At 53.2% G+C, this 20,462-nt stretch carries 18 protein-coding genes; 15 read left to right on the top strand and 3 right to left on the bottom strand.

Features of this window, described 5'->3' with window-relative positions; translation table 11 throughout:
- Positions 1-221: 221 nt before the first annotated feature.
- The 3 genes from dapD to map form a co-directional block, all read right to left on the bottom strand.
- A complete protein-coding gene (gene dapD / locus N5923_RS02135) occupies positions 222-1,046 on the bottom strand; it encodes a 2,3,4,5-tetrahydropyridine-2,6-dicarboxylate N-succinyltransferase (protein WP_267141011.1) in 825 nt (274 codons plus the stop codon).
- Positions 1,047-1,129: 83 nt separating this feature from the next.
- Entirely contained in the window at positions 1,130-3,784 is a 2,655-nt protein-coding gene (gene glnD / locus N5923_RS02130; RefSeq protein WP_267141012.1) for a bifunctional uridylyltransferase/uridylyl-removing protein GlnD, read from the bottom strand.
- An 89-nt stretch (positions 3,785-3,873) separates the two neighbouring features.
- The gene (map, locus tag N5923_RS02125) at positions 3,874-4,668 is read right to left on the bottom strand and encodes a type I methionyl aminopeptidase (RefSeq protein ID WP_267141013.1); all 795 of its coding nucleotides are present in this window, start codon (positions 4,666-4,668) and stop codon (positions 3,874-3,876) included.
- Positions 4,669-5,007: 339 nt separating this feature from the next.
- Between map and rpsB the strand changes: the two genes are divergently transcribed.
- From rpsB to rnhB, 15 genes are all read left to right on the top strand, one after another.
- Positions 5,008-5,733 carry a 30S ribosomal protein S2 gene (rpsB, locus tag N5923_RS02120; protein ID WP_267141014.1) on the top strand — a complete coding sequence of 242 codons (726 nt, stop codon included), beginning with the start codon at positions 5,008-5,010 and terminating at the stop codon, positions 5,731-5,733.
- Positions 5,734-6,039: 306 nt separating this feature from the next.
- A complete protein-coding gene (gene tsf / locus N5923_RS02115) occupies positions 6,040-6,888 on the top strand; it encodes a translation elongation factor Ts (protein WP_267141015.1) in 849 nt (282 codons plus the stop codon).
- A gap of 248 nt (positions 6,889-7,136) precedes the next feature.
- Positions 7,137-7,862, top strand: coding sequence for a UMP kinase (gene pyrH, locus N5923_RS02110; RefSeq protein ID WP_267141016.1), 726 nt, complete (start codon positions 7,137-7,139; stop codon positions 7,860-7,862).
- Between the two features lie 140 nt (positions 7,863-8,002).
- Positions 8,003-8,560, top strand: coding sequence for a ribosome recycling factor (gene frr / locus N5923_RS02105; RefSeq protein ID WP_267141017.1), 558 nt, complete (start codon positions 8,003-8,005; stop codon positions 8,558-8,560).
- A 212-nt stretch (positions 8,561-8,772) separates the two neighbouring features.
- Positions 8,773-9,975, top strand: a complete 1,203-nt coding sequence (ispC, locus tag N5923_RS02100; protein ID WP_267140787.1) for a 1-deoxy-D-xylulose-5-phosphate reductoisomerase — start codon at positions 8,773-8,775, stop codon at positions 9,973-9,975.
- A gap of 185 nt (positions 9,976-10,160) precedes the next feature.
- A complete protein-coding gene (gene ispU / locus N5923_RS02095; RefSeq protein WP_267140786.1) occupies positions 10,161-10,913 on the top strand; it encodes a (2E,6E)-farnesyl-diphosphate-specific ditrans,polycis-undecaprenyl-diphosphate synthase in 753 nt (250 codons plus the stop codon).
- An 18-nt stretch (positions 10,914-10,931) separates the two neighbouring features.
- Positions 10,932-11,789 (top strand): phosphatidate cytidylyltransferase, encoded by an 858-nt coding sequence (gene cdsA, locus N5923_RS02090; protein WP_267140785.1) that lies wholly within the window; start codon positions 10,932-10,934, stop codon positions 11,787-11,789.
- A 16-nt stretch (positions 11,790-11,805) separates the two neighbouring features.
- On the top strand, positions 11,806-13,155 hold the full coding sequence (rseP, locus tag N5923_RS02085) for a sigma E protease regulator RseP (RefSeq protein ID WP_267140784.1): 1,350 nt from the start codon (positions 11,806-11,808) through the stop codon (positions 13,153-13,155).
- A 57-nt stretch (positions 13,156-13,212) separates the two neighbouring features.
- Positions 13,213-15,606, top strand: coding sequence for an outer membrane protein assembly factor BamA (gene bamA / locus N5923_RS02080; protein ID WP_267140783.1), 2,394 nt, complete (start codon positions 13,213-13,215; stop codon positions 15,604-15,606).
- A gap of 119 nt (positions 15,607-15,725) precedes the next feature.
- Entirely contained in the window at positions 15,726-16,223 is a 498-nt protein-coding gene (gene skp / locus N5923_RS02075) for a molecular chaperone Skp (protein WP_267140782.1), read from the top strand.
- Between the two features lie 3 nt (positions 16,224-16,226).
- A complete protein-coding gene (lpxD, locus tag N5923_RS02070) occupies positions 16,227-17,249 on the top strand; it encodes a UDP-3-O-(3-hydroxymyristoyl)glucosamine N-acyltransferase (protein ID WP_267140781.1) in 1,023 nt (340 codons plus the stop codon).
- Positions 17,250-17,408: 159 nt separating this feature from the next.
- On the top strand, positions 17,409-17,864 hold the full coding sequence (gene fabZ, locus N5923_RS02065) for a 3-hydroxyacyl-ACP dehydratase FabZ (RefSeq protein WP_017800351.1): 456 nt from the start codon (positions 17,409-17,411) through the stop codon (positions 17,862-17,864).
- 3 nt (positions 17,865-17,867) lie between these two features.
- Positions 17,868-18,656 (top strand): acyl-ACP--UDP-N-acetylglucosamine O-acyltransferase, encoded by a 789-nt coding sequence (lpxA, locus tag N5923_RS02060; protein WP_267140780.1) that lies wholly within the window; start codon positions 17,868-17,870, stop codon positions 18,654-18,656.
- A 3-nt stretch (positions 18,657-18,659) separates the two neighbouring features.
- Positions 18,660-19,808: a lipid-A-disaccharide synthase gene (gene lpxB, locus N5923_RS02055; protein ID WP_267140779.1), complete on the top strand. Its 1,149-nt coding sequence runs from the start codon at positions 18,660-18,662 to the stop codon at positions 19,806-19,808.
- Complete coding sequence (rnhB, locus tag N5923_RS02050) at positions 19,801-20,445, top strand: ribonuclease HII (protein WP_267140778.1); 645 nt, start codon at positions 19,801-19,803, stop codon at positions 20,443-20,445. The genes lpxB and rnhB overlap by 8 nt, the downstream gene beginning before the upstream one ends.
- Positions 20,446-20,462: the final 17 nt, after the last annotated feature.

Raw genomic sequence — 20,462 nt, 5'->3', positions numbered from 1 at the left:
CCTTGTCTTCACTTAGCTCACTCGTTTCGTACTAATGCGATCAATGTAGTCACAGAAGTCGAAAATGGAGAAACCGTCGTACGGTAGTTAAGGTTAACTGGCGCGGATTATCGTCTGAAATCTGAACAAATGCACCTGTTAATTCGCTACGCGAAACAGGTAAATGCGCGGGAAAGTGTAAAGAAAAGATTACGGGCCACAGGGCGTGGCCCGCAGTATGATTAGTCGATGGTGCGCAGTAGTTCGTTGATGCCCACTTTGCCACGCGTTTTGGCGTCGACTTTCTTCACGATCACCGCACAGTACAGGCTGTAGCTACCGTCTTTCGATGGCAGGTTACCGGAAACCACCACCGATCCAGCAGGTACGCGGCCGTAATGCACTTCGCCGGTTTCGCGATCGTAGATTTTGGTGCTCTGACCGATATACACGCCCATCGAGATCACTGCGCCTTCTTCAACGATCACGCCTTCAACGATCTCAGAACGTGCGCCGATAAAGCAGTTATCTTCGATGATAGTCGGGTTAGCCTGCAGCGGCTCCAGTACGCCACCGATGCCAACGCCGCCAGACAGGTGAACGTTTTTACCGATCTGCGCGCAAGATCCCACGGTCGCCCAGGTATCAACCATTGAGCCTTCATCAACGTAAGCGCCGATATTGACATAGGATGGCATCAGCACAGTGTTACGGGCGATAAACGCACCCTGACGCACGGCTGCAGGCGGCACGACGCGGAAACCTTCTTTCTTAAAGCGTGCATCGTCGTAGTCGGCGAATTTCATTGGCACTTTGTCGTAATAGCGGCTTTCTGCGCCATCAATCACCTGATTGTCATTGATGCGGAATGAGAGCAGAACCGCTTTCTTCAGCCACTGATGGGTAACCCACTGACCGTCAATCTTTTCAGCAACGCGCAGGGCGCCACTGTCCAGCAGGCTGATCACCTGGTTTACGGCTTCACGAGTCACGGTATCAGCGTTAGCTGGGGTGATGTCGGCACGGCGCTCGAAGGCGGCTTCAATAACACTCTGTAATTGTTGCATTAAATATAGTTCCTGTAATCAATCGTTCTGCACGGGCGGCGATAACGCCGCCCCTACATTACATGGTAAAAATTAAATCTGCGTCACACTTTATCGTTTGGATTAAGTGCCTCTGTCAACCGTTGTTGCAATACATCACGCAATTCGGCATCAAGTGCACGCCGATCGCTGTTTGCCAGAATAAATAAATCCTCTACCCGCTCGCCGATGGTGCTGATGCGCGCACCGTGCAGTGACACGCCCAGATCCGAGAAGACTTCGCCCACGCGCGCCAGTAAACCAGGTTGATCAAGCGCAATCAGTTCCAGATAGGTACGGCGGTCGGTATGGGTCGGTAAAAAGTTGACCTCTGTATCGACGTTAAAGTGCTTCAGCCTCGCAGCCTGGCGTCGGGTACGTGGTGGCACCCAGTTGGTCTGGGTAATTGCCTGCTCCAGCGCCTGACTGATCATCAGGTGACGATCGGCTGACAGCGGGCTGCCGTCCGGTTCCAGTACGATAAAGGTATCCATCGCCAGCCCGTCGCGGCTGGTAAAGATCTGCGCATCATGCACGCTAAGATTGCGACGATCCAGCTCACCGGCGACCGCGGCAAACAGGTAAGGGCGATCCGGGCTCCAGATAAAGATCTCGGTGCCGCCGCGTGTGGCCTGCGGACTCACCAGCACCAGCGGTTTAGTTAAGTCATGGTCCATCAGATGGCGCGCATGCCACGCCAGCTGATTCGGCGTGTGGCGCAGGAAATAGTCCGCGCGACAGCGTGACCAGATATCGTGCAGCGCCTCTTCATTGATATTGTCCATGCGCAGCAGCGCCAGCGCCTGCAAACGGTGATGCCGCACACGTTCGCGCAGATCCGGGCTGTTTTCACTGCCGCGACGCAGCTGCTTCTCGGTAGCGAAAAACAGTTCGCGCAGCAGGCTCTGTTTCCAGCTGTTCCACAAGTTTTCATTAGTGGCGCAGATATCGGCGACGGTCAGACAGACCAGATAGCGCAGGCGATTTTCATTCTGCATCACTTCTGCAAACTGCTGAATCTCGGTTGGATCCTGAATATCGCGTCGTTGCGCGGTGACCGACATCAGTAAGTGATGGCGCACCAGCCAGGCGACCAGCTGGGTTTCGCGCGAGTTAAGCCCGTGCATCTCGGCAAACTCCAGCGCGTCCTGCGCGCCAAGCACCGAGTGGTCGCCGCCACGTCCTTTGGCGATATCGTGAAACAGCGCGGCCATTAACAGCAGTTCCAGCTGCGGCAGGCGCGGCCATAGCTCGACGCAAAGCGGATGGCGCGGGCGCGTCGCTTCATCGGCAAAGCTTTCCAGCTTTTGCAGCACGCGGATAGTGTGTTCATCAACGGTATAGGCGTGGAACAGATCAAACTGCATCTGGCCGACAATATTGCTCCACTGCGGCATATACGCCCACAGCACGCTGTGGCGATGCATTGGCACCAGCGCGCGACTGACCGCGCCGGGATGGCGCAGGATCGCAAGGAACAACTTACGCGCCTGCGGAATGGTGCAGAGCGGCTGTTTCAGGTGGCGGCGAGCATGGCGCAGCTGGCGCAGGGTAGTGGAGTAGATGCCGGTAATATTCTGATTGCGCACCATGGTGTAGAACATGCGCATAATCGCCACCGGTTCGCGATCGAACAGGGTTTCATCACGCAGATCGATTAAACTGCCGCGCAGCTGAAAATCATCATCAATCGCGCGTGGCTTCTCATCGGCGCCCAGCGCCAGAATCGCCTCGTCAAACAGCTGCAACAGCATCTGGTTTAGTTCACTGATGCGGCGTGTGACGCGGAAGAAGTCCTTCATCATCCGCTCCACCGGCTCGTTGCCTTCGCCCTGATAGTTCAGGCGCTGGGCCACGGTAAGCTGGCGATCGAACAGCAGGCGGTTATCGTAGCGGGTCAGGGTCAGATGCAGCGCAAAGCGAATACGCCATAAAAAGCTCTGGCACTCGTTCAGTTCGTTGCGCTCGGCCTCGGTAAGAAAACCAAAGTCGACCATTTCGCTCATCGAGGTGGCGCCAAAATGGCGACGCGCCACCCACAGCAGGGTGTGGATATCGCGCAGTCCGCCCGGACTGCTTTTAATATCCGGTTCCAGATTGTAGCTGGTGCCGTGGTAGCGTTTGTGGCGCTCCTGCTGCTCTTCAATCTTGGCGGCGAAAAAGCGCGATGATGGCCAGAAACCGTCGCTGAAGACGTTTTTCTGCATTTCAAGGAACAGCGCGACATCGCCTACCAGCATGCGTGATTCGATCAGATTGGTGGCGACGGTAAGATCGGAAAGCCCTTCCAGCAGGCACTCTTCCAGCGTACGCACGCTATGGCCCACTTCCAGTTTCAGATCCCACATCAGCGTCAGCAGTTCGCCAGTGCGTTGCGCTGCCGCTTCGTCCAGTGGTTTGCGGCTGAGGATCAGTACATCAATATCAGACAGCGGATGCAGCTCGCCACGACCATAGCCGCCGACCGCCACCAGCGCGATATCAGTCATCACGTCAAAACCGTAAAAACGCCACAGGCGACGCAACAGGCGGTCAATAAACAGGGTGCGGGCATCGATCAGATCTTCAGCATCGGCGCCGGCATCAAAGGCATCGGCCAGATGCTGGTTAAAGGCGTCAAGGTACTGCTTCAGGGTTTCGCGGGTGAGTTGCGTATCGTCCCAGTGGGCCGGAGAGTCCGAAAGCCCGATATTCATTTTTTCTGTCACGCTATTGCTCATCTGCGCTCTCTCTTCAGCATCGCTCGGACATAAAAAAACCGGCAACAGCGCCGGCTTTTATTGGGGTTTACGCAGCGTGCTTCGCGGGGTTAACCCTCGTTCACTAACACGTTTTCGATGGTGTCATCTTTACGCAGCGTCAAAATTTCACAGCCGTTTTCTGTCACCACAATAGTATGCTCATACTGCGCGGACAAGCTGCGATCTTTAGTTTTTACCGTCCAGCCATCTTTCATGCTGCGAATACGATAATCACCGGCGTTCACCATCGGCTCGATAGTGAAGGTCATGCCAGCCTGCAGCACCACACCGCCATCATCCGCATCGTAATGCAGTACCTGTGGCTCTTCGTGGAAACCTTTGCCGATACCATGGCCGCAGTATTCACGTACCACCGAGAAGTCCTGCGCTTCAACAAATTTCTGGATCTCACGGCCCAGCGTGCGCAGACGAATACCCGGTTTCACCATGCGCAGCGCCAGGTAGAGGCTCTCTTGCGTGATGCGGCACAGACGCTCACCAAGAATCGTCGGCGTACCAGCGATAAACATCTTCGAGGTATCGCCGTGATACTCATCTTTGATCACGGTGACGTCGATATTGACGATATCGCCGTCCTTCAGCAGCCTTTCATCACTCGGGATACCGTGGCACACCACTTCGTTAATCGAGATACAGACTGATTTGGGAAAACCGTGATAGCCGAGACAGGCGGAGATCGCCTGCTGCTTATTGACGATATGGTCGTGACAAATGCGATCTAATTCAGCGGTACTGATACCCGGCTTCACATAGGGTTCAATCATCTCCAGCACTTCGGCTGCCAGACGGCCCGCCACGCGCATCTTTTCGATTTCTTCAGGGGTTTTTATTGAAATTGCCATTAATTTTATCCGCTGTTGTCGTCATTTTCGACAATAATGTAGCTAGTGATACAATGTTAACAGCCTGTCCGGATGCTGCCAAATAGTGATTGAGTTGCGTCTGGCGGGATAACAATTATTGGCGTCACAGGCGGCTTTATGGTATAAAGCGCGCCGACGATTCTCTGTACGACAAGGTTAAACTTGTTATGCAGGAAACGCATAAATCTCATTATGTGTAAATAACACACACGTATCGACACATACGCCGGGGTGCCTGCGAAGAGCGTTATCGCTGTTCCGGGTCGGTTGTATGGGATATGTGGAGGCCCAACCCCAATCATTTATTTAGAGGTAATCATGGCAACTGTTTCCATGCGCGACATGCTCAAAGCCGGTGTACACTTCGGTCACCAGACCCGTTACTGGAACCCGAAAATGAAGCCATTCATCTTCGGCGCACGTAACAAAGTTCACATCATCAACCTTGAGCAGACTGTACCAATGTTCAACAACGCTCTGGCTGAACTGAACAAGATCTCTTCCCGTAAAGGTAAGATCCTGATCGTTGGTACTAAGCGCGCGGCAAGCGAAGCGGTGAAAGAAGCTGCTCTGAGCTGCGACCAGTTCTTCGTTAACCATCGCTGGTTAGGTGGCATGCTGACTAACTGGAAAACCGTTCGTCAGTCCATCAAACGTCTGAAAGATCTGGAAATCCAGTCTCAGGACGGTACCTTCGAGAAACTGACCAAGAAAGAAGCGCTGATGCGTGCTCGCGAACTGGCCAAGCTGGAAAACAGCCTGGGCGGTATCAAAGATATGGGCGGCCTGCCGGACGCACTGTTCGTTGTTGATGCTGACCACGAACACATCGCTATCAAAGAAGCAAACAACCTGGGTATCCCGGTATTTGCTATCGTTGATACTAACTCTGATCCAGATGGCGTTGATTTCGTTATCCCTGGTAACGACGATGCGATCCGTGCCGTAAAACTGTATCTGACTGCAGTCGCTACCACCGTTCGCGAAGGTCGTTCACAGGATCTGGCTCAGCAGGCTGAAGAAACCTTCGCTGAAGCTGAATAATAAGGCTTGCTCTTAACCGAGCCCTTTAAATACCCAAGAGCATTCAAGCTGCAGCAAGGCGGCAACTGAACGAATTCTGGGAGCTTAGTTAACTAAGTGACCGGGGTGAGAGAAGGAAGCCAACGCCGCTGCAGTTTGAAGGGCGAAGGGTATTTCAGATTGTGATCTGTAAGGGGCCTTAAGGCCCCTTTTATTTTTTTAAAGTTTGCTTTGCCGGGCCATCAGGCTGGCGGGGCAGAATAAATTTTCCGCAACAAGTCTCTATTAATGTGCTCAGGCACACAGAGACGAATCGAGGATTCTGGAATGGCTGAAATTACCGCTGCATTGGTAAAAGAACTGCGCGAGCGTACTGGCGCGGGCATGATGGACTGCAAAAAATCGCTGATCGAAGCGAACGGCGACATCGAGCTGGCTATCGAAAATATGCGTAAGTCTGGCGCGATTAAAGCAGCGAAAAAAGCAGGCAACGTTGCTGCTGATGGCGTTATCAAAACTAAAATCGCGGGCGACTACGCTGTGATTCTGGAAGTTAACTGCCAGACTGACTTTGTTGCTAAAGATGGCGGTTTCCAGGCATTCGTTGATGAAGTTCTGGATGCAGCAGTCGCTGGTAAAGTGACTGATGTTGATGTGCTGAAAACCCAGTTCGAAGAGCAGCGCGTGGCACTGGTTGCCAAAATTGGTGAAAACATCAATATCCGTCGCGTAGAAGTACTCGAAGGTGAGCAGCTGGGCAGCTACCAGCACGGCGCTCGTATCGGCGTACTGGTTTCCGCTAAAGGCGCTGATGAAGAGCTGATTAAGCAGGTTGCAATGCACGTTGCAGCAAGCAAGCCTGAGTTCGTCAACCCGGAAGACGTGTCTGCCGAAGTGGTTGAGAAAGAGCGTCAGGTTCAGCTGGATATCGCTATGCAATCTGGCAAGCCGAAAGAAATTGCAGAGAAAATGGTTGAAGGCCGTATGAAGAAATTCACCGGCGAAGTTTCTCTGACCGGTCAGGCGTTCGTTATCGATCCAGCCAAAACCGTTGGCCAGGCACTGAAAGAGAAAGGTGCTACCGTGGTTAACTTCATCCGCTTTGAAGTGGGCGAAGGCATCGCGAAAGTTGAAAGCGACTTTGCAGCAGAAGTTGCGGCCATGTCTAAGCAGTAACAGGCTCTGAAAGAACCGCCAATCGGCGGTTCTTTTTTATCCGGGCTACGTACGTGTTAGCTGTGGGCGGCGATAACGCCGCCCCTACAGATACCGTAGGGGGCCGTTATCGGCTCCCGTCTGCCCAGGATAAAAAACTTAGCACCACGCATTTTCAGTCTCATCCCAATAGCAATTTATGCTGACTAAGCGGATGATACATCAGATTTAACTCTTCCAATTTGATGATAGCTTCCAGGAAAAATGACATGGCTACCAATGCAAAACCTGTATATCAACGTATCCTGCTAAAACTGAGCGGTGAAGCACTGCAAGGTGCCGAAGGCTTTGGTATCGACGCAAGTGTACTCGACCGTATGGCGCAAGAAGTGAAAGAGCTGGTCGAGCTCGGCATTCAGGTGGGCGTGGTGATCGGCGGCGGGAACCTGTTCCGCGGCGCGGGTCTGGCAAAAGCTGGTATGAACCGCGTTGTTGGCGATCATATGGGTATGCTGGCCACAGTAATGAACGGCCTTGCCATGCGCGACGCGCTGCACCGTGCTTATGTTAACGCGCGTCTGATGTCAGCGATTCCGCTGAATGGCGTGTGTGACAATTACAGCTGGGCTGAAGCTATCAGTTTACTGCGTAATAACCGTGTGGTGATCTTCGCTGCCGGTACCGGTAATCCATTCTTTACTACCGACTCTGCTGCCTGCTTGCGTGGCATCGAGATCGAAGCCGACGTGGTGCTAAAAGCCACCAAAGTCGACGGCGTTTACTCTGCTGACCCGGTGAGCAACCCGGATGCGACTCTGCATGATCAACTGAGCTATCAGGACGTGCTGGAGCGCGAGCTGAAAGTTATGGATCTGGCGGCATTTACCCTGGCGCGCGACCATTCGTTGCCAATCCGCGTGTTCAATATGAACAAACCAGGCGCGCTGCGCCGCGTGGTGATGGGTGAAAAAGAAGGCACGCTGATTACGCATTAATATCAGTCACGGCGTAAAATAGGGTATATTCTGTTAGCGCGATGCTCTGTCACGCGCTCCATTCAGAATTATCGAAGATTATTTAAACGGGTCTTAGCTGGCTAAGGCCTGCCTGGTAACCAGAATCCAAGGGTTCCAACGTGATTAACGACATCAGAAAAGATGCAGAAACGCGCATGGATAAATGCGTCGATGCATTCAAAAACCATATCAGCAAAATCCGCACTGGCCGTGCTTCACCGAGTATTCTCGATGGCATCATGGTTGAGTACTACGGTGCTGCTACCCCGCTGCGTCAGCTCGCTAACGTGACGGTAGAAGATTCACGTACGTTGAAAATCAACGTGTTCGACCGTTCATTAAGTCAGGCCGTTGAGAAAGCGATCATGACCTCTGACCTGGGCCTTAACCCAAGTTCTGCAGGCACTGATATTCGCGTTCCATTGCCAGCACTGACCGAAGAGCGTCGTAAAGATCTGATCAAAGTGGTCCGCGGTGAAGCGGAACAGGGTCGTGTTTCCGTTCGTAACGTCCGTCGTGACGCCAACGATAAAGTGAAAGCGCTGCTGAAAGACAAAGAGATCAGTGAAGACGAAGAGCGTCGTTCACAGGATGAGATTCAAAAAATGACCGACGTCTTCATCAAAAAAATCGATGTGACGCTGGCAGAAAAAGAAGCGGAACTGATGGAATTCTAATTCCATTATGCGCCGTAAAAAACGCCGTACAGATTCCCGTTCTGGCAGAATGGCGGCTCTGGCGGCGTTTTGCATTTTGATTGGTCATGGTTCATGCACATTATCAGCACGGGCGGCGAAAACGCCGCCCCTACACCGATCTGAATGTAGGGGCGGCGTTTTCGCCGCCCGTCTGCATGGAATAATATTGGGTACTTACACAGAGCAGCCAAATGAAGCAATTAACCATCCTCGGCTCGACCGGTTCCGTTGGCACCAGCACACTGGCGGTGGTGCGCGAAAATCCTGATTTATTTGCGGTAAAGGCGCTGGTCGCCGGTCGCAACGTCGAGCTGATGGCTGAACAGTGCCAGCTGTTCCGTCCCGCCTTTGCGGCGATGTCCGACGAAGCCTCTGCGCAGGCGTTACGTCAGCGGCTGGCTGCGTTAAATGTCGCCACCGAAGTGCTTGCCGGAGAACAGGCTGCCTGTGAGCTGGCGGCATTAGACGATGTCGACCAGGTGATGGCGGCGATTGTCGGCGCCGCCGGGTTGTTACCGACCCTCGCGGCGATCCGCGCGGGGAAAACCGTGCTGCTGGCCAATAAAGAGTCGCTTGTCACGTGCGGCCGCTTATTTATGGACGCGGTACGCGAGTCGAAAGCCCAGCTTTTGCCGATCGACAGCGAGCACAATGCCATTTTTCAGAGTTTGCCTGCTTCCATCCAGCAGCAGTTAGGTTACGCTGATCTCAAGGGTAACGGCATTGATAGCGTTATTCTTACGGGATCGGGTGGCCCTTTTCGTGACACGCCAGTCGCTGCGCTCAGCAGCGTAACGCCAGATCAGGCATGTGCGCATCCGAACTGGTCGATGGGACGTAAAATCTCTGTCGACTCGGCCACCATGATGAATAAAGGCCTTGAATACATCGAAGCCCGCTGGCTGTTTAATGCCACTGACGCGCAGATGGAAGTGATCCTGCATCCGCAATCGGTGATTCACTCTATGGTGCGTTATCGCGATGGTAGCGTGATCGCACAACTGGGGTCGCCAGATATGCGCACGCCAATTGCCCATGCGATGGCCTGGCCACAGCGGGTTAAAGCTGGCGTCACGCCGCTGGATTTCACCCGCATGGGTGCACTCACTTTCGCTGAGCCTGATTTCGCGCGTTATCCCTGCCTGAAACTGGCGATGGATGCCTGTGAACAAGGGCAGGCCGCGACAACCACGTTGAATGCTGCGAACGAAATTGCTGTCGCTGCGTTCCTGAATACACAGATTCGTTTTACTGATATTGCCGGGCTGAATATGGCGGTATTGGCAGCGCTTTCTTGTGAGGAGCCGCAGAGTGTTGAAGCAGTAATTGCGATCGACAACCAGGCGCGCGCCGTGGCGAATGAACTGCTGCCGCGCTTTACCGCTTACCGGTAATTCACGATTTGCCGAGCCGCTATTTGTTCGCCGCGGACGGAAATGGTATAGTCACCGGCTACCGTTGAGCAGATGTGGCCTGTCGTAGCGGTAGTGAGAGCCGTGTGGAACACGGCTTTTTTGCGCCAGCGTACAGAGTATTCAGAAGCCGTTGTATTTCTGATTAAAGGAAATAATTACGCGTTATGTCGTCCGAAAATCAATTACAAACCGATGACCAGCTCGGGACCGGCCCCCGCCATGTGGCCATCATTATGGATGGCAACGGTCGCTGGGCGAAGAACCAGGGAAAAATGCGCATCTCCGGTCATAAAGCGGGAGTGAAATCGGTACGTCGTGCCGTAAGTTTCGCCGTGAGTAATAAGCTCGATGCACTCACGCTTTATGCCTTTAGCAGCGAAAACTGGAACCGTCCGCCGCAGGAAGTATTGGCGTTAATGGAGCTTTTTGTCTGGGCGCTCGACAGTGAAGTCAAAAGTCTGCACAAGCATAATGTTCGTTTAAGAATTATTGGTGACATCGGTCGCTTTAATTCACGCTTACAAGAGCGGATTCGCCGCGCTGAGGAACTTACTCAACAAAATAATGGACTAACGCTCAACATTGCCGCGAATTATGGTGGCCGTTGGGATATTATCCATGGCGTCAGACAAATCGCCGAGCAGGTGCAGGAAGGATTGCTTCGTCCCGATCAAATCGAAGAAGAGTCCCTGGCGAAGCATCTTTGCCTCAGCGATCTGGCACCAGTGGATCTGGTAATAAGGACCGGGGGAGAACATCGCATCAGTAACTTCCTGCTATGGCAGGTTGCCTACGCAGAGTTTTACTTTACTGATGTTCTTTGGCCTGATTTTGATGAACAAGTTTTTGAAGGTGCAATGAATGCTTTCTCACACCGAGAGCGCCGGTTTGGCGGCGCAGCACCTGGTGGCGCCTGAGCGCACTGGGGGTAACCTTTGCTGAAATCTCGTCTGATTACGGCATTCATACTGATTCCGGTGGTAATTGCCGCGCTGTTTTTGCTGCCACCGTCAGGTTTTATGATTACCATCCTGGTGGTGTGTATGCTGGCCGCATGGGAATGGGGTCAGTTTGCGGGCTTTGCATCCCGCTCTCAACGTATCTGGCTGGCCGTGCTTTGCGGTCTGCTGCTCGCCTTAATGATGCTGGCGCTTCCGGCGTATCAGCACAGTCTGCATTTACCCGTGATGACTATCTCGCTCTGGGCCTCGCTCGGCTGGTGGCTGGTGGCGCTGGGATTAGTGCTGTTTTATCCGACATCCGCCGCACTTTGGCGTCAATCACGTTTCCTGCGTTTAGTGTTCGGTATCCTGACCATTGTGCCTTTCTTCTGGGGCATGCTGGCATTGCGCCAGTATCACTATGATATCGACCATTTTGCCGGTGCCTGGTGGCTGCTGTATGTGATGTTGCTGGTGTGGGGCGCGGATTCTGGCGCTTATATGTTTGGTCGTCTGTTTGGCAAACACAAGCTGGCGCCAAAAGTCTCGCCGGGCAAAACCTGGGAAGGTTTCTTTGGCGGGCTGCTGACGTCGGCGTTGATCTCCTGGCTGTTTGGCCTGTGGGCGCCGTTAACCATCGAGCCGGTTACCCTGCTGGCGTGCTCGATTGTCGCGGCATTAGCGTCGGTACTGGGTGATTTGACCGAGAGTATGTTTAAACGCGAAGCCGGGATTAAAGACAGCGGAAATCTGATTCCGGGTCACGGCGGTATTCTCGACCGTATTGATAGCCTGACTGCTGCGGTGCCGGTGTTTGCCTGCCTGCTGCTGCTGGTCTTCAAAACCCTATAAAGGACGCATCATTGCCATGTTGAGCATACTCTGGAGCTTTGCTGCCTTTATCGTTGCGCTGGGCGTGTTGATTACCGTCCATGAGTTCGGTCATTTCTGGGTTGCACGCCGTTGTGGCGTCAAAGTTGAGCGCTTCTCCATCGGTTTTGGTAAAGCGCTGTGGCGCCGCCGCGATCGTCAGGGCACTGAGTATGTGATCGCACTTATTCCTCTTGGTGGCTACGTTAAGATGCTCGATGAACGCGTCGAGAGCGTGCCGCCTGAACTGCGTCATCAATCTTTCAATAACAAAACCGTGCTGCAGCGCGCCTCTATTATTGCTGCCGGTCCCATCGCTAACTTCATTTTTGCCATCTTTGCTTACTGGCTGGTATTTATCCATGGCGTGCCTGGGGTTCGTCCGGTTATTGGTGAAATAGTGAGCGGTTCGGTGGCTGCGGAAGCGCAAATTGCGCCGGGCATGGAACTAAAAGCAGTAGACGGTATCGAAACGCCTGATTGGGAAGCAGTACGTATGGCGCTGGTGGCGAAAATCGGCGACGACGAAACCACTATCCGGGTGGCGCCATTTGGCTCTTCGCAATCAACGGAAAAAAAGCTCAATTTGCGCAACTGGCAATTCGAGCCTGATAAGCAGGACCCGGTGGTGGCATTAGGGATTCGGCCACGTGGACCAGAGATTGAATCGGTACTGGCTGAAGTGCAGTCTGGCTCACCTGCCAGTGCGGCAGGTTTGCAAGCAGGCGACAGGATCGTTAAAGTCGATGGTCAGCTATTAGGGCAATGGCAGAGTTTTGTCACCCAGGTGCGTGACAATCCCGGTAAGGCCATTGCGCTTGACGTTGAGCGCCAGGGGGAAGTGGTCAGTCTGACGCTGACGCCTGAGGCGAAGCCGGATAACAGTGCAGAAGGGTTTGCGGGTGTGATACCCCGCGTGATCCCACTGCCGGACGAATATAAGACGGTGCGCCAGTATGGTCCGTTTGCGGCAATTGGTGAGGCTACGGATAAAACCTGGCAACTGATGAAGCTGACGGTCGGCATGCTTGGCAAGCTGGTGACGGGTGATGTAAAGCTGAACAATCTGAGCGGGCCGATTTCAATCGCGCAGGGTGCCGGGATGTCAGCTGAATATGGTGTGATTTATTATCTGATGTTCCTCGCGTTAATCAGCGTGAACCTCGGGATTATCAACCTGTTCCCATTACCGGTTTTAGATGGTGGTCATCTGCTCTTCCTGGCGATCGAAAAGATCAAGGGAAGACCGGTGTCTGAGCGAGTTCAGGACTTCAGTTATCGTATCGGCTCAATTTTGCTGGTGCTGTTAATGGGGCTTGCACTATTCAATGATTTCTCTCGCTTGTAGTCGTCGCCGCAAGGCGCACGCAGGCTCGGGATGTGTTAGGAAGAACGCATAACAACGATGGCGATGAAAAAGTTGCTCATAGCGTCGCTGCTGTTTAGCAGCGCCACCGTATACGGTGCAGACGGGTTCGTAGTGAAGGACATTCATTTCGAAGGACTGCAGCGAGTCGCCGTCGGTGCGGCCTTGCTTAGCATGCCTGTGCGGGTAGGGGATTCTGTGTCTGACGAAGACATCAGTAATACCATTCGCTCCCTGTTTGCGACCGGAAACTTCGAAGACGTTCAGGTCCTGCGCGACGGCGAAACGCTGATTGTGCAAGTGAAAGAGCGTCCGACCATTGCCAGCATCACTTTCTCCGGCAACAAAGCGGTGAAAGAAGACATGCTTAAGCAGAACCTTGAAGCCTCTGGCGTACGCGTCGGCGAAGCGCTGGACCGCACTACCATCTCGACAATCGAGAAGGGTCTGGAGGATTTCTACTACAGCGTCGGCAAATACAGCGCCAGCGTAAAAGCAGTGGTTACACCGCTGCCGCGCAACCGTGTTGACCTGAAACTGGTGTTCACCGAAGGTGTTTCCGCCAAGATTCAGCAGATTAACGTGGTCGGTAACAAAGCGTTCAGTTCAGAAGAGTTGATCTCCCGTTTCCAGCTGCGCGATGAAGTGCCATGGTGGAATGTGGTGGGCGATCGTAAATACCAGAAGCAGAAACTGGCGGGTGACCTTGAAACCCTGCGCAGCTTCTATCTGGATCGCGGTTATGCCCGCTTTAATATCGATTCCACCCAGGTCAGCCTGACGCCGGATAAAAAAGGCATCTATATCACCGTCAATATCACCGAAGGCGATCAGTACAAGCTTTCAGGTGTGGTGGTTAACGGCAATATGGCGGGTCACTCAGCGGAAGTTGAAGGCCTGACCAAAGTCGAGCCGGGCGAGCTGTATAACGGCGCCAAAGTGACGCGCATGGAAGACGACATCAAGAAGATGTTTGGCCGTTACGGCTATGCTTATCCACGCGTGGTGACGCAGCCTGAAATTAACGATGCGGATAAAACCGTTAAGTTGCATGTCAACGTCGATGCCGGTAACCGTTACTACGTACGTAAAGTACGCTTTGAAGGTAACGATACTTCGAAAGATTCCGTTCTGCGCCGCGAAATGCGTCAGATGGAAGGGGCATGGCTGGGCAGCGACCTCGTTGAGCAGGGTAAAGAGCGTCTGAACCGTACCGGTTATTTCGAAACGGTCGACACCGATACCCAGCGTGTACCTGGATCGCCTGATCAGGTCGATGTGGTGTACAAGGTGAAAGAGCGCAACACCGGTACCTTTAACTTTGGTATTGGTTACGGCACCGAAAGCGGCGTCAGCTTCCAGGTCGGCGTACAGCAGGAAAACTGGCTGGGAACCGGTAATACCGTTGGTATCAGTGGTACCAAAAACGATTACCAGACCTATGCAGAATTCTCTCTGACGGATCCGTACTTTACCGTTGATGGCGTCAGCCTTGGCGGTCGTCTGTTCTACAACGACTTTAAAGCGGATGATGCTGACCTGTCTGACTACACCAACAAAAGTTATGGTGCGGACGGTACGCTGGGCTTCCCGATTAACGAAAATAACACCCTGCGTGTCGGACTGGGTTATGTACATAACTCCCTGTCTGATATGCAGCCGCAGATCGCTATGTGGCGTTATCTGCGTTCCGTTGGTCAGGAGCCAGGCGAAGATTATTCAGCAGATGACTTTACCTTCAACTATGGTTGGACATACAACAATCTGGATCGCGGATTCTTCCCGACCTCAGGTAACCGTACCAACCTGAACGGTAAAGTGACGATTCCTGGCTCAGACAACAGCTTCTATAAAGTGACGCTGGACAGCCAACAGTATATGCCGATTAACCAGGATCGTACCTGGGTACTGTTAGGTCGTGGTCGTCTGGGTTATGGCGATGGTTTAAGCGGTAAGGAATTGCCATTCTACGAGAACTTCTATGCCGGTGGCTCCAGCACGGTACGTGGTTTCCGTTCGAATAACATCGGTCCGAAAGCGGTCTACTACAATAACAACTCGTCAAACTGTTCAGGAACAGCAGCACTCTGTAGCTCTGACGATGCGGTAGGGGGTAACGCTATGGCGGTAGCCAGCATGGAGCTGATTACACCAACGCCATTCCTGAGTGAGAAGTATTCTAACTCGGTACGTACATCGCTGTTTGTTGATGCCGGTACCGTCTGGGATACCCATTGGGAGGATACTGCTGAAACCCGCGCGGCAGGTGCGCCGGATTACAGCGATCCAACCAACGTACGTGTTTCTGCCGGTCTGGCGCTGCAGTGGATGTCTCCACTTGGCCCGCTGGTGTTCTCATACGCTCAGCCGATGAAAAAGTATGATGGAGATAAAGCAGAGCAGTTCCAGTTTAACATTGGTAAAACCTGGTAACGACCTGCGCAAGGAAGCTGCTCAAGTGAGTATCGCGTTGTCGCCCGGTGACATTATTGTCGCCGGGGTCACGCAAAACATGTGTCAATGACACGAACGGTGATGGTAAGGAGTTTATAGTGAAAAAGTTGTTATGTGCCGCAGGTCTGAGTCTTGCTTTAGCTGTTTCAGCTGGCGCCCAGGCTGCTGACAAAATTGCAGTGGTAAACGTTTCCAGCATTTTCCAACAGTTACCGCAGCGTGCGACAGTTGCGAAGCAGCTTGAAAATGAATTCAAAGGCCGCGCAAGCGAGCTGCAGAACCAGGAACGTGATCTGCAAACTAAAATGCAGCGTCTGCAGCGCGACGGCTCTACCATGAAGGCGAGCGAGCGCAGCCGCATGGAAAAAGACATTATGACGCAGCGTGAAGCGTTCTCGACTAAAGCGCAGGCTTTTGAGCAGGACAACCGTCGTCGTCAGAGCGAAGAGCGTAATAAAATCCTGAGCCGTATTCAGGACGCTGTGAAGAAAGTGGCTGACGATGAAGGTTACGACGTCGTTATCGATGCAAACGCAGTAGCTTATGCATCTAACTCTAAAGACATCACTGCTGATGTACTGAAACAGGTTAAATAATCCATGTCTTCAATTCGACTGGCTGATTTAGCCCAGCAGTTGGATGCAGAATTGCACGGGGATGGCGATATCGTCATCTCCGGCATTGCTTCTATGCAATCCTCCCAAAACGGTCAGATCACTTTTTTATCTAACAGTCGCTACCGCGAGCAGCTCGCAACCTGCCAGGCTTCAGCCGTGGTGCTGACGGAAGCGGATCTGGAGTGGTGCCAGAGCGCCGCGCTGATCGTTAAAAATCCCTATCTGACTTACGCGCGTATGGCGCAACTGTTAGACACTACTCCGCAACCGGCCAGCAATATCGCACCCAGTGCGGTGATTGATGCCAGCGCTAAACTCGGTAAAAATGTCTCAGTCGGCGCTAATGCGGTGATCGAATCTGGCGTTGAGCTGGGTGATAACGTCGTGATTGGCGCTGGCTGTTTTGTAGGTAAAGATACCCACATCGGCGCTGGTTCCCGTCTTTGGGCCAATGTTTCGGTTTACCATGAAGTGCGAATCGGCGAGCAGTGTCTGATCCAGTCAGGCACGGTGATCGGTGCAGATGGCTTCGGTTATGCTAACGATCGCGGAAATTGGGTGAAAATCCCTCAGCTTGGCACCGTAGTGATTGGTAACCGGGTGGAAATTGGCGCCTGTACTACCATCGACCGTGGCGCACTGGATAACACTCAAATCGGCAATGGTGTTATCATTGATAACCAGTGTCAGATTGCACATAACGTTGTGATTGGCGACAATACCGCAGTGGCGGGTGGCGTGATCATGGCGGGCAGCCTGACGATTGGTCGCTACTGTATGATTGGCGGTGCCAGCGTAATTAACGGTCACATGGAGATTTGTGACAAAGTTACGGTGACCGGAATGGGAATGGTGATGAGACCAATTACCGAACCTGGGGTATACTCTTCCGGAATTCCGCTGCAACCCAACAAAACCTGGCGTAAAACTGCAGCGTTGGTGATGAACATTGATGAGTTAAGCAAACGCTTAAAGAACATCGAGCGCAAAGTCGGCAAAGACTAAGCGAACATCCCGCGTCTGCCCAGCTTTGATAAATAAAACATGCGAAGCAGGGAAAGCCAAGCGCACGGAAACAGAATTTGCGGCCTGCGGACGATCCTGTGATCTTTGCAGGCCGTGTTATTAATGCCATCAGATATTTTTTAGGACAGGAAGAGTATTTTGACTACTGAAACTCATACTCTGAAGATTGAAGAGATTTTAGAGCTACTGCCGCACCGTTACCCATTTTTGCTGGTAGATCGCGTTCTTGATTTTGAAGAGCATAAATATCTGCGTGCAGTGAAAAACGTAACGGTCAATGAACCGTTTTTCCAGGGGCACTTCCCTGGTAAGCCGATTTTTCCAGGCGTCCTGATTCTGGAAGCGATGGCGCAAGCCACCGGTATTCTGGCGTTTAAAAGCGTGGGTAAACTGGAACCGGGCGAGCTGTACTATTTTGCTGGTATTGATGAAGCGCGCTTTAAGCGTCCTGTCGTACCTGGCGACCAGATGATTATGGAAGTCACATTTGAGAAAACCCGTCGTGGCCTGACGCGCTTTAAAGGCGTGGCCACTGTTGACGGTAAAATTGTCTGCGAAGCAACCATGATGTGTGCCCGCAGCCGGGAGGCTTAATCCGTGATAGACCAAACCGCCGTAATCCATCCGAGTTCAATTGTTGAAGAGGGCGCCATTATCGGCGCTCGCGTCCATATTGGCCCATTTTGCTTTATTGGCGCTAACGTTGAAATTGGTGAAGGTACCGTACTGAAGTCCCATGTGGTGGTGAATGGCCACACGCGCATTGGCAAGGATAATGAGATTTATCAGTTCGCTTCGATTGGTGAAGTGAATCAGGATCTCAAATATGCCGGCGAACCTACACGCGTGGAAATTGGCGATCGCAACCGCATTCGCGAAAGTGTGACTATCCATCGTGGCACCATTCAGGGCGGTGACGTGACGAAAATTGGCAGCGATAACCTGCTGATGATTAACGCACATATCGCCCATGACTGTGTGATTGGCAACCGCTGTATCTTTGCCAACAACGCCACGCTTGGCGGCCATGTCACCGTTGATGACTTTGCCATTATCGGTGGTATGACGGCGGTGCATCAGTTCTGCATCATCGGCGCGCATGTGATGGTCGGCGGTTGTTCTGGCGTTGCCCAGGATGTTCCACCTTTTGTTATTGCGCAGGGCAACCACGCAACGCCATTTGGTATCAACATCGAAGGGCTGAAACGTCGCGGCTTCAGCAAAGAAGCACTGCATGCGATTCGCAATGCTTACAAACTGCTGTACCGCAGTGGTCGCACGCTGGATGAAGTGAAGCCTGAGATTGAAGCTATTGCTCAACAACATCCTGAAGTGCAGCCATTCTACGATTTCTTTACGCGTTCAACGCGAGGTCTGATTCGTTAACTCATGCTAAAGCGTCCTTTAACGATTGCCCTGGTCGCCGGAGAAACCTCCGGCGATATTCTTGGTGCAGGTTTGATCCGCGCCCTGAAAGAGAAACACCCTGATGCGCATTTTGTTGGCGTCGCGGGGCCGCTGATGCAGGCGGAAGGTTGTGAAGCCTGGTATGAGATGGAAGAGCTGGCGGTAATGGGCATCGTTGAGGTGCTGGAGCGTCTGCCACGCTTGCTGAAGATCCGTCGCGATCTGACCCGTCGTTTTAGCGAACTGCGGCCGGATGTTTTTGTTGGCATTGATGCGCCAGACTTTAACATCACCCTCGAGGGACGTTTAAAACAGCGCGGTATTCGCACCATTCATTACGTCAGCCCGTCAGTCTGGGCATGGCGACAAAAACGTGTTTTCAAAATTGGCAGATCAACCGATCTGGTGCTGGCATTTCTGCCGTTTGAAAAAGCGTTTTATGACCGGTTTAATGTGCCTTGCCGTTTTATCGGCCACACGATGGCGGATGCCATGCCGTTGCAGCCGGATAAGCTGGCCGCACGCCAGACGTTGGGGATTGATGAAAATGCCCGCTGTCTGGCGCTGCTGCCGGGCAGTCGCGGCGCGGAAGTTGAGATGCTTAGCGCCGACTTCCTGAAAACGGCGCTGCTGCTGCGCGAAAAGTGGCCGGAGCTGGAAATTGTCGTGCCGTTGGTCAACGCTAAACGGCGTGAGCAGTTCGAACGGATCAAAGCGGAAGTGGCGCCAGATCTGCCGATGCATCTGCTCGATGGTCATGGCCGTGAGGCGATGGTTGCCAGCGATGCCGCACTGCTGGCGTCCGGTACTGCTGCACTGGAGTGTATGCTGGCCAAGTGTCCGATGGTGGTGGGCTATCGCATGAAGCCGTTCACCTTCTGGCTGGCGGAGCGTCTGGTAAAAACCGATTATGTCTCGCTGCCGAATCTGCTGGCCGGCCGTGAACTGGTGAAAGAGCTGTTGCAGACCGAGTGCCAGCCTGAGTTGCTGGCGGCGGCGCTGGAACCGTTACTCTCCGGGGGGAAGACGCGCGACGCATTGCTGGCGACCTTCCACGAATTGCACCATCAAATCCGCTGGAACGCGGATGAACAAGCGGCAGAAGCCGTGCTGGAGCTGGCAAATGTCTAATTTTATCTATCCACCGCTGGCGAGCTGTATTGCCGGCGTTGATGAAGTGGGTCGCGGGCCGCTGGTTGGCGCGGTTGTCACCGCAGCCGTGATCCTCGACCCGGCGAAACCGATTATCGGTCTGGCAGATTCGAAAAAACTGTCAGAAAAGCGGCGTCTGGCGCTGTATGATCAGATCAAAGCCAATGCACTGGCCTGGAGTGTTGGTCGCGCTGAACCGGAAGAGATCGATCAGCTGAATATCCTGCATGCCACCATGCTGGCGATGCAGCGTGCGGTGGCGGGACTCTCTGTGCTGCCGGACTATGTGCTGATTGACGGTAATCGCTGCCCGGCATTGCCGATGCCATCGCTGGCGGTGGTAAAAGGCGATAGCCTGGTCGCGGAGATCAGTGCGGCTTCTATTATTGCTAAAGTGACGCGCGATCGCGAAATGGCTGAGCTGGATAAAGAGTTTCCCCAGTATGGCTTTGCCCAGCATAAAGGTTATCCGACCGCGTTCCACCTGCAACAGCTGACGCAACACGGTGCCACGGCGCATCATCGCCGCAGTTTCGCCCCGGTGCGTAACGCACTGCTGGATGCAGAAGTCAGCAATGCACGGGAGCTGAAACCGGCTCCCCTGCAAACACTGTAGGGGCGGCGTTTTCGCTG

Source organism: Winslowiella arboricola (assembly GCF_025527015.1).
In the GTDB taxonomy this organism is placed as follows: domain Bacteria; phylum Pseudomonadota; class Gammaproteobacteria; order Enterobacterales; family Enterobacteriaceae; genus Erwinia; species Erwinia arboricola.
Note: the sequence above shows the minus strand (reverse complement) of the source record. Positions and strands in the feature narration are given on the sequence as shown.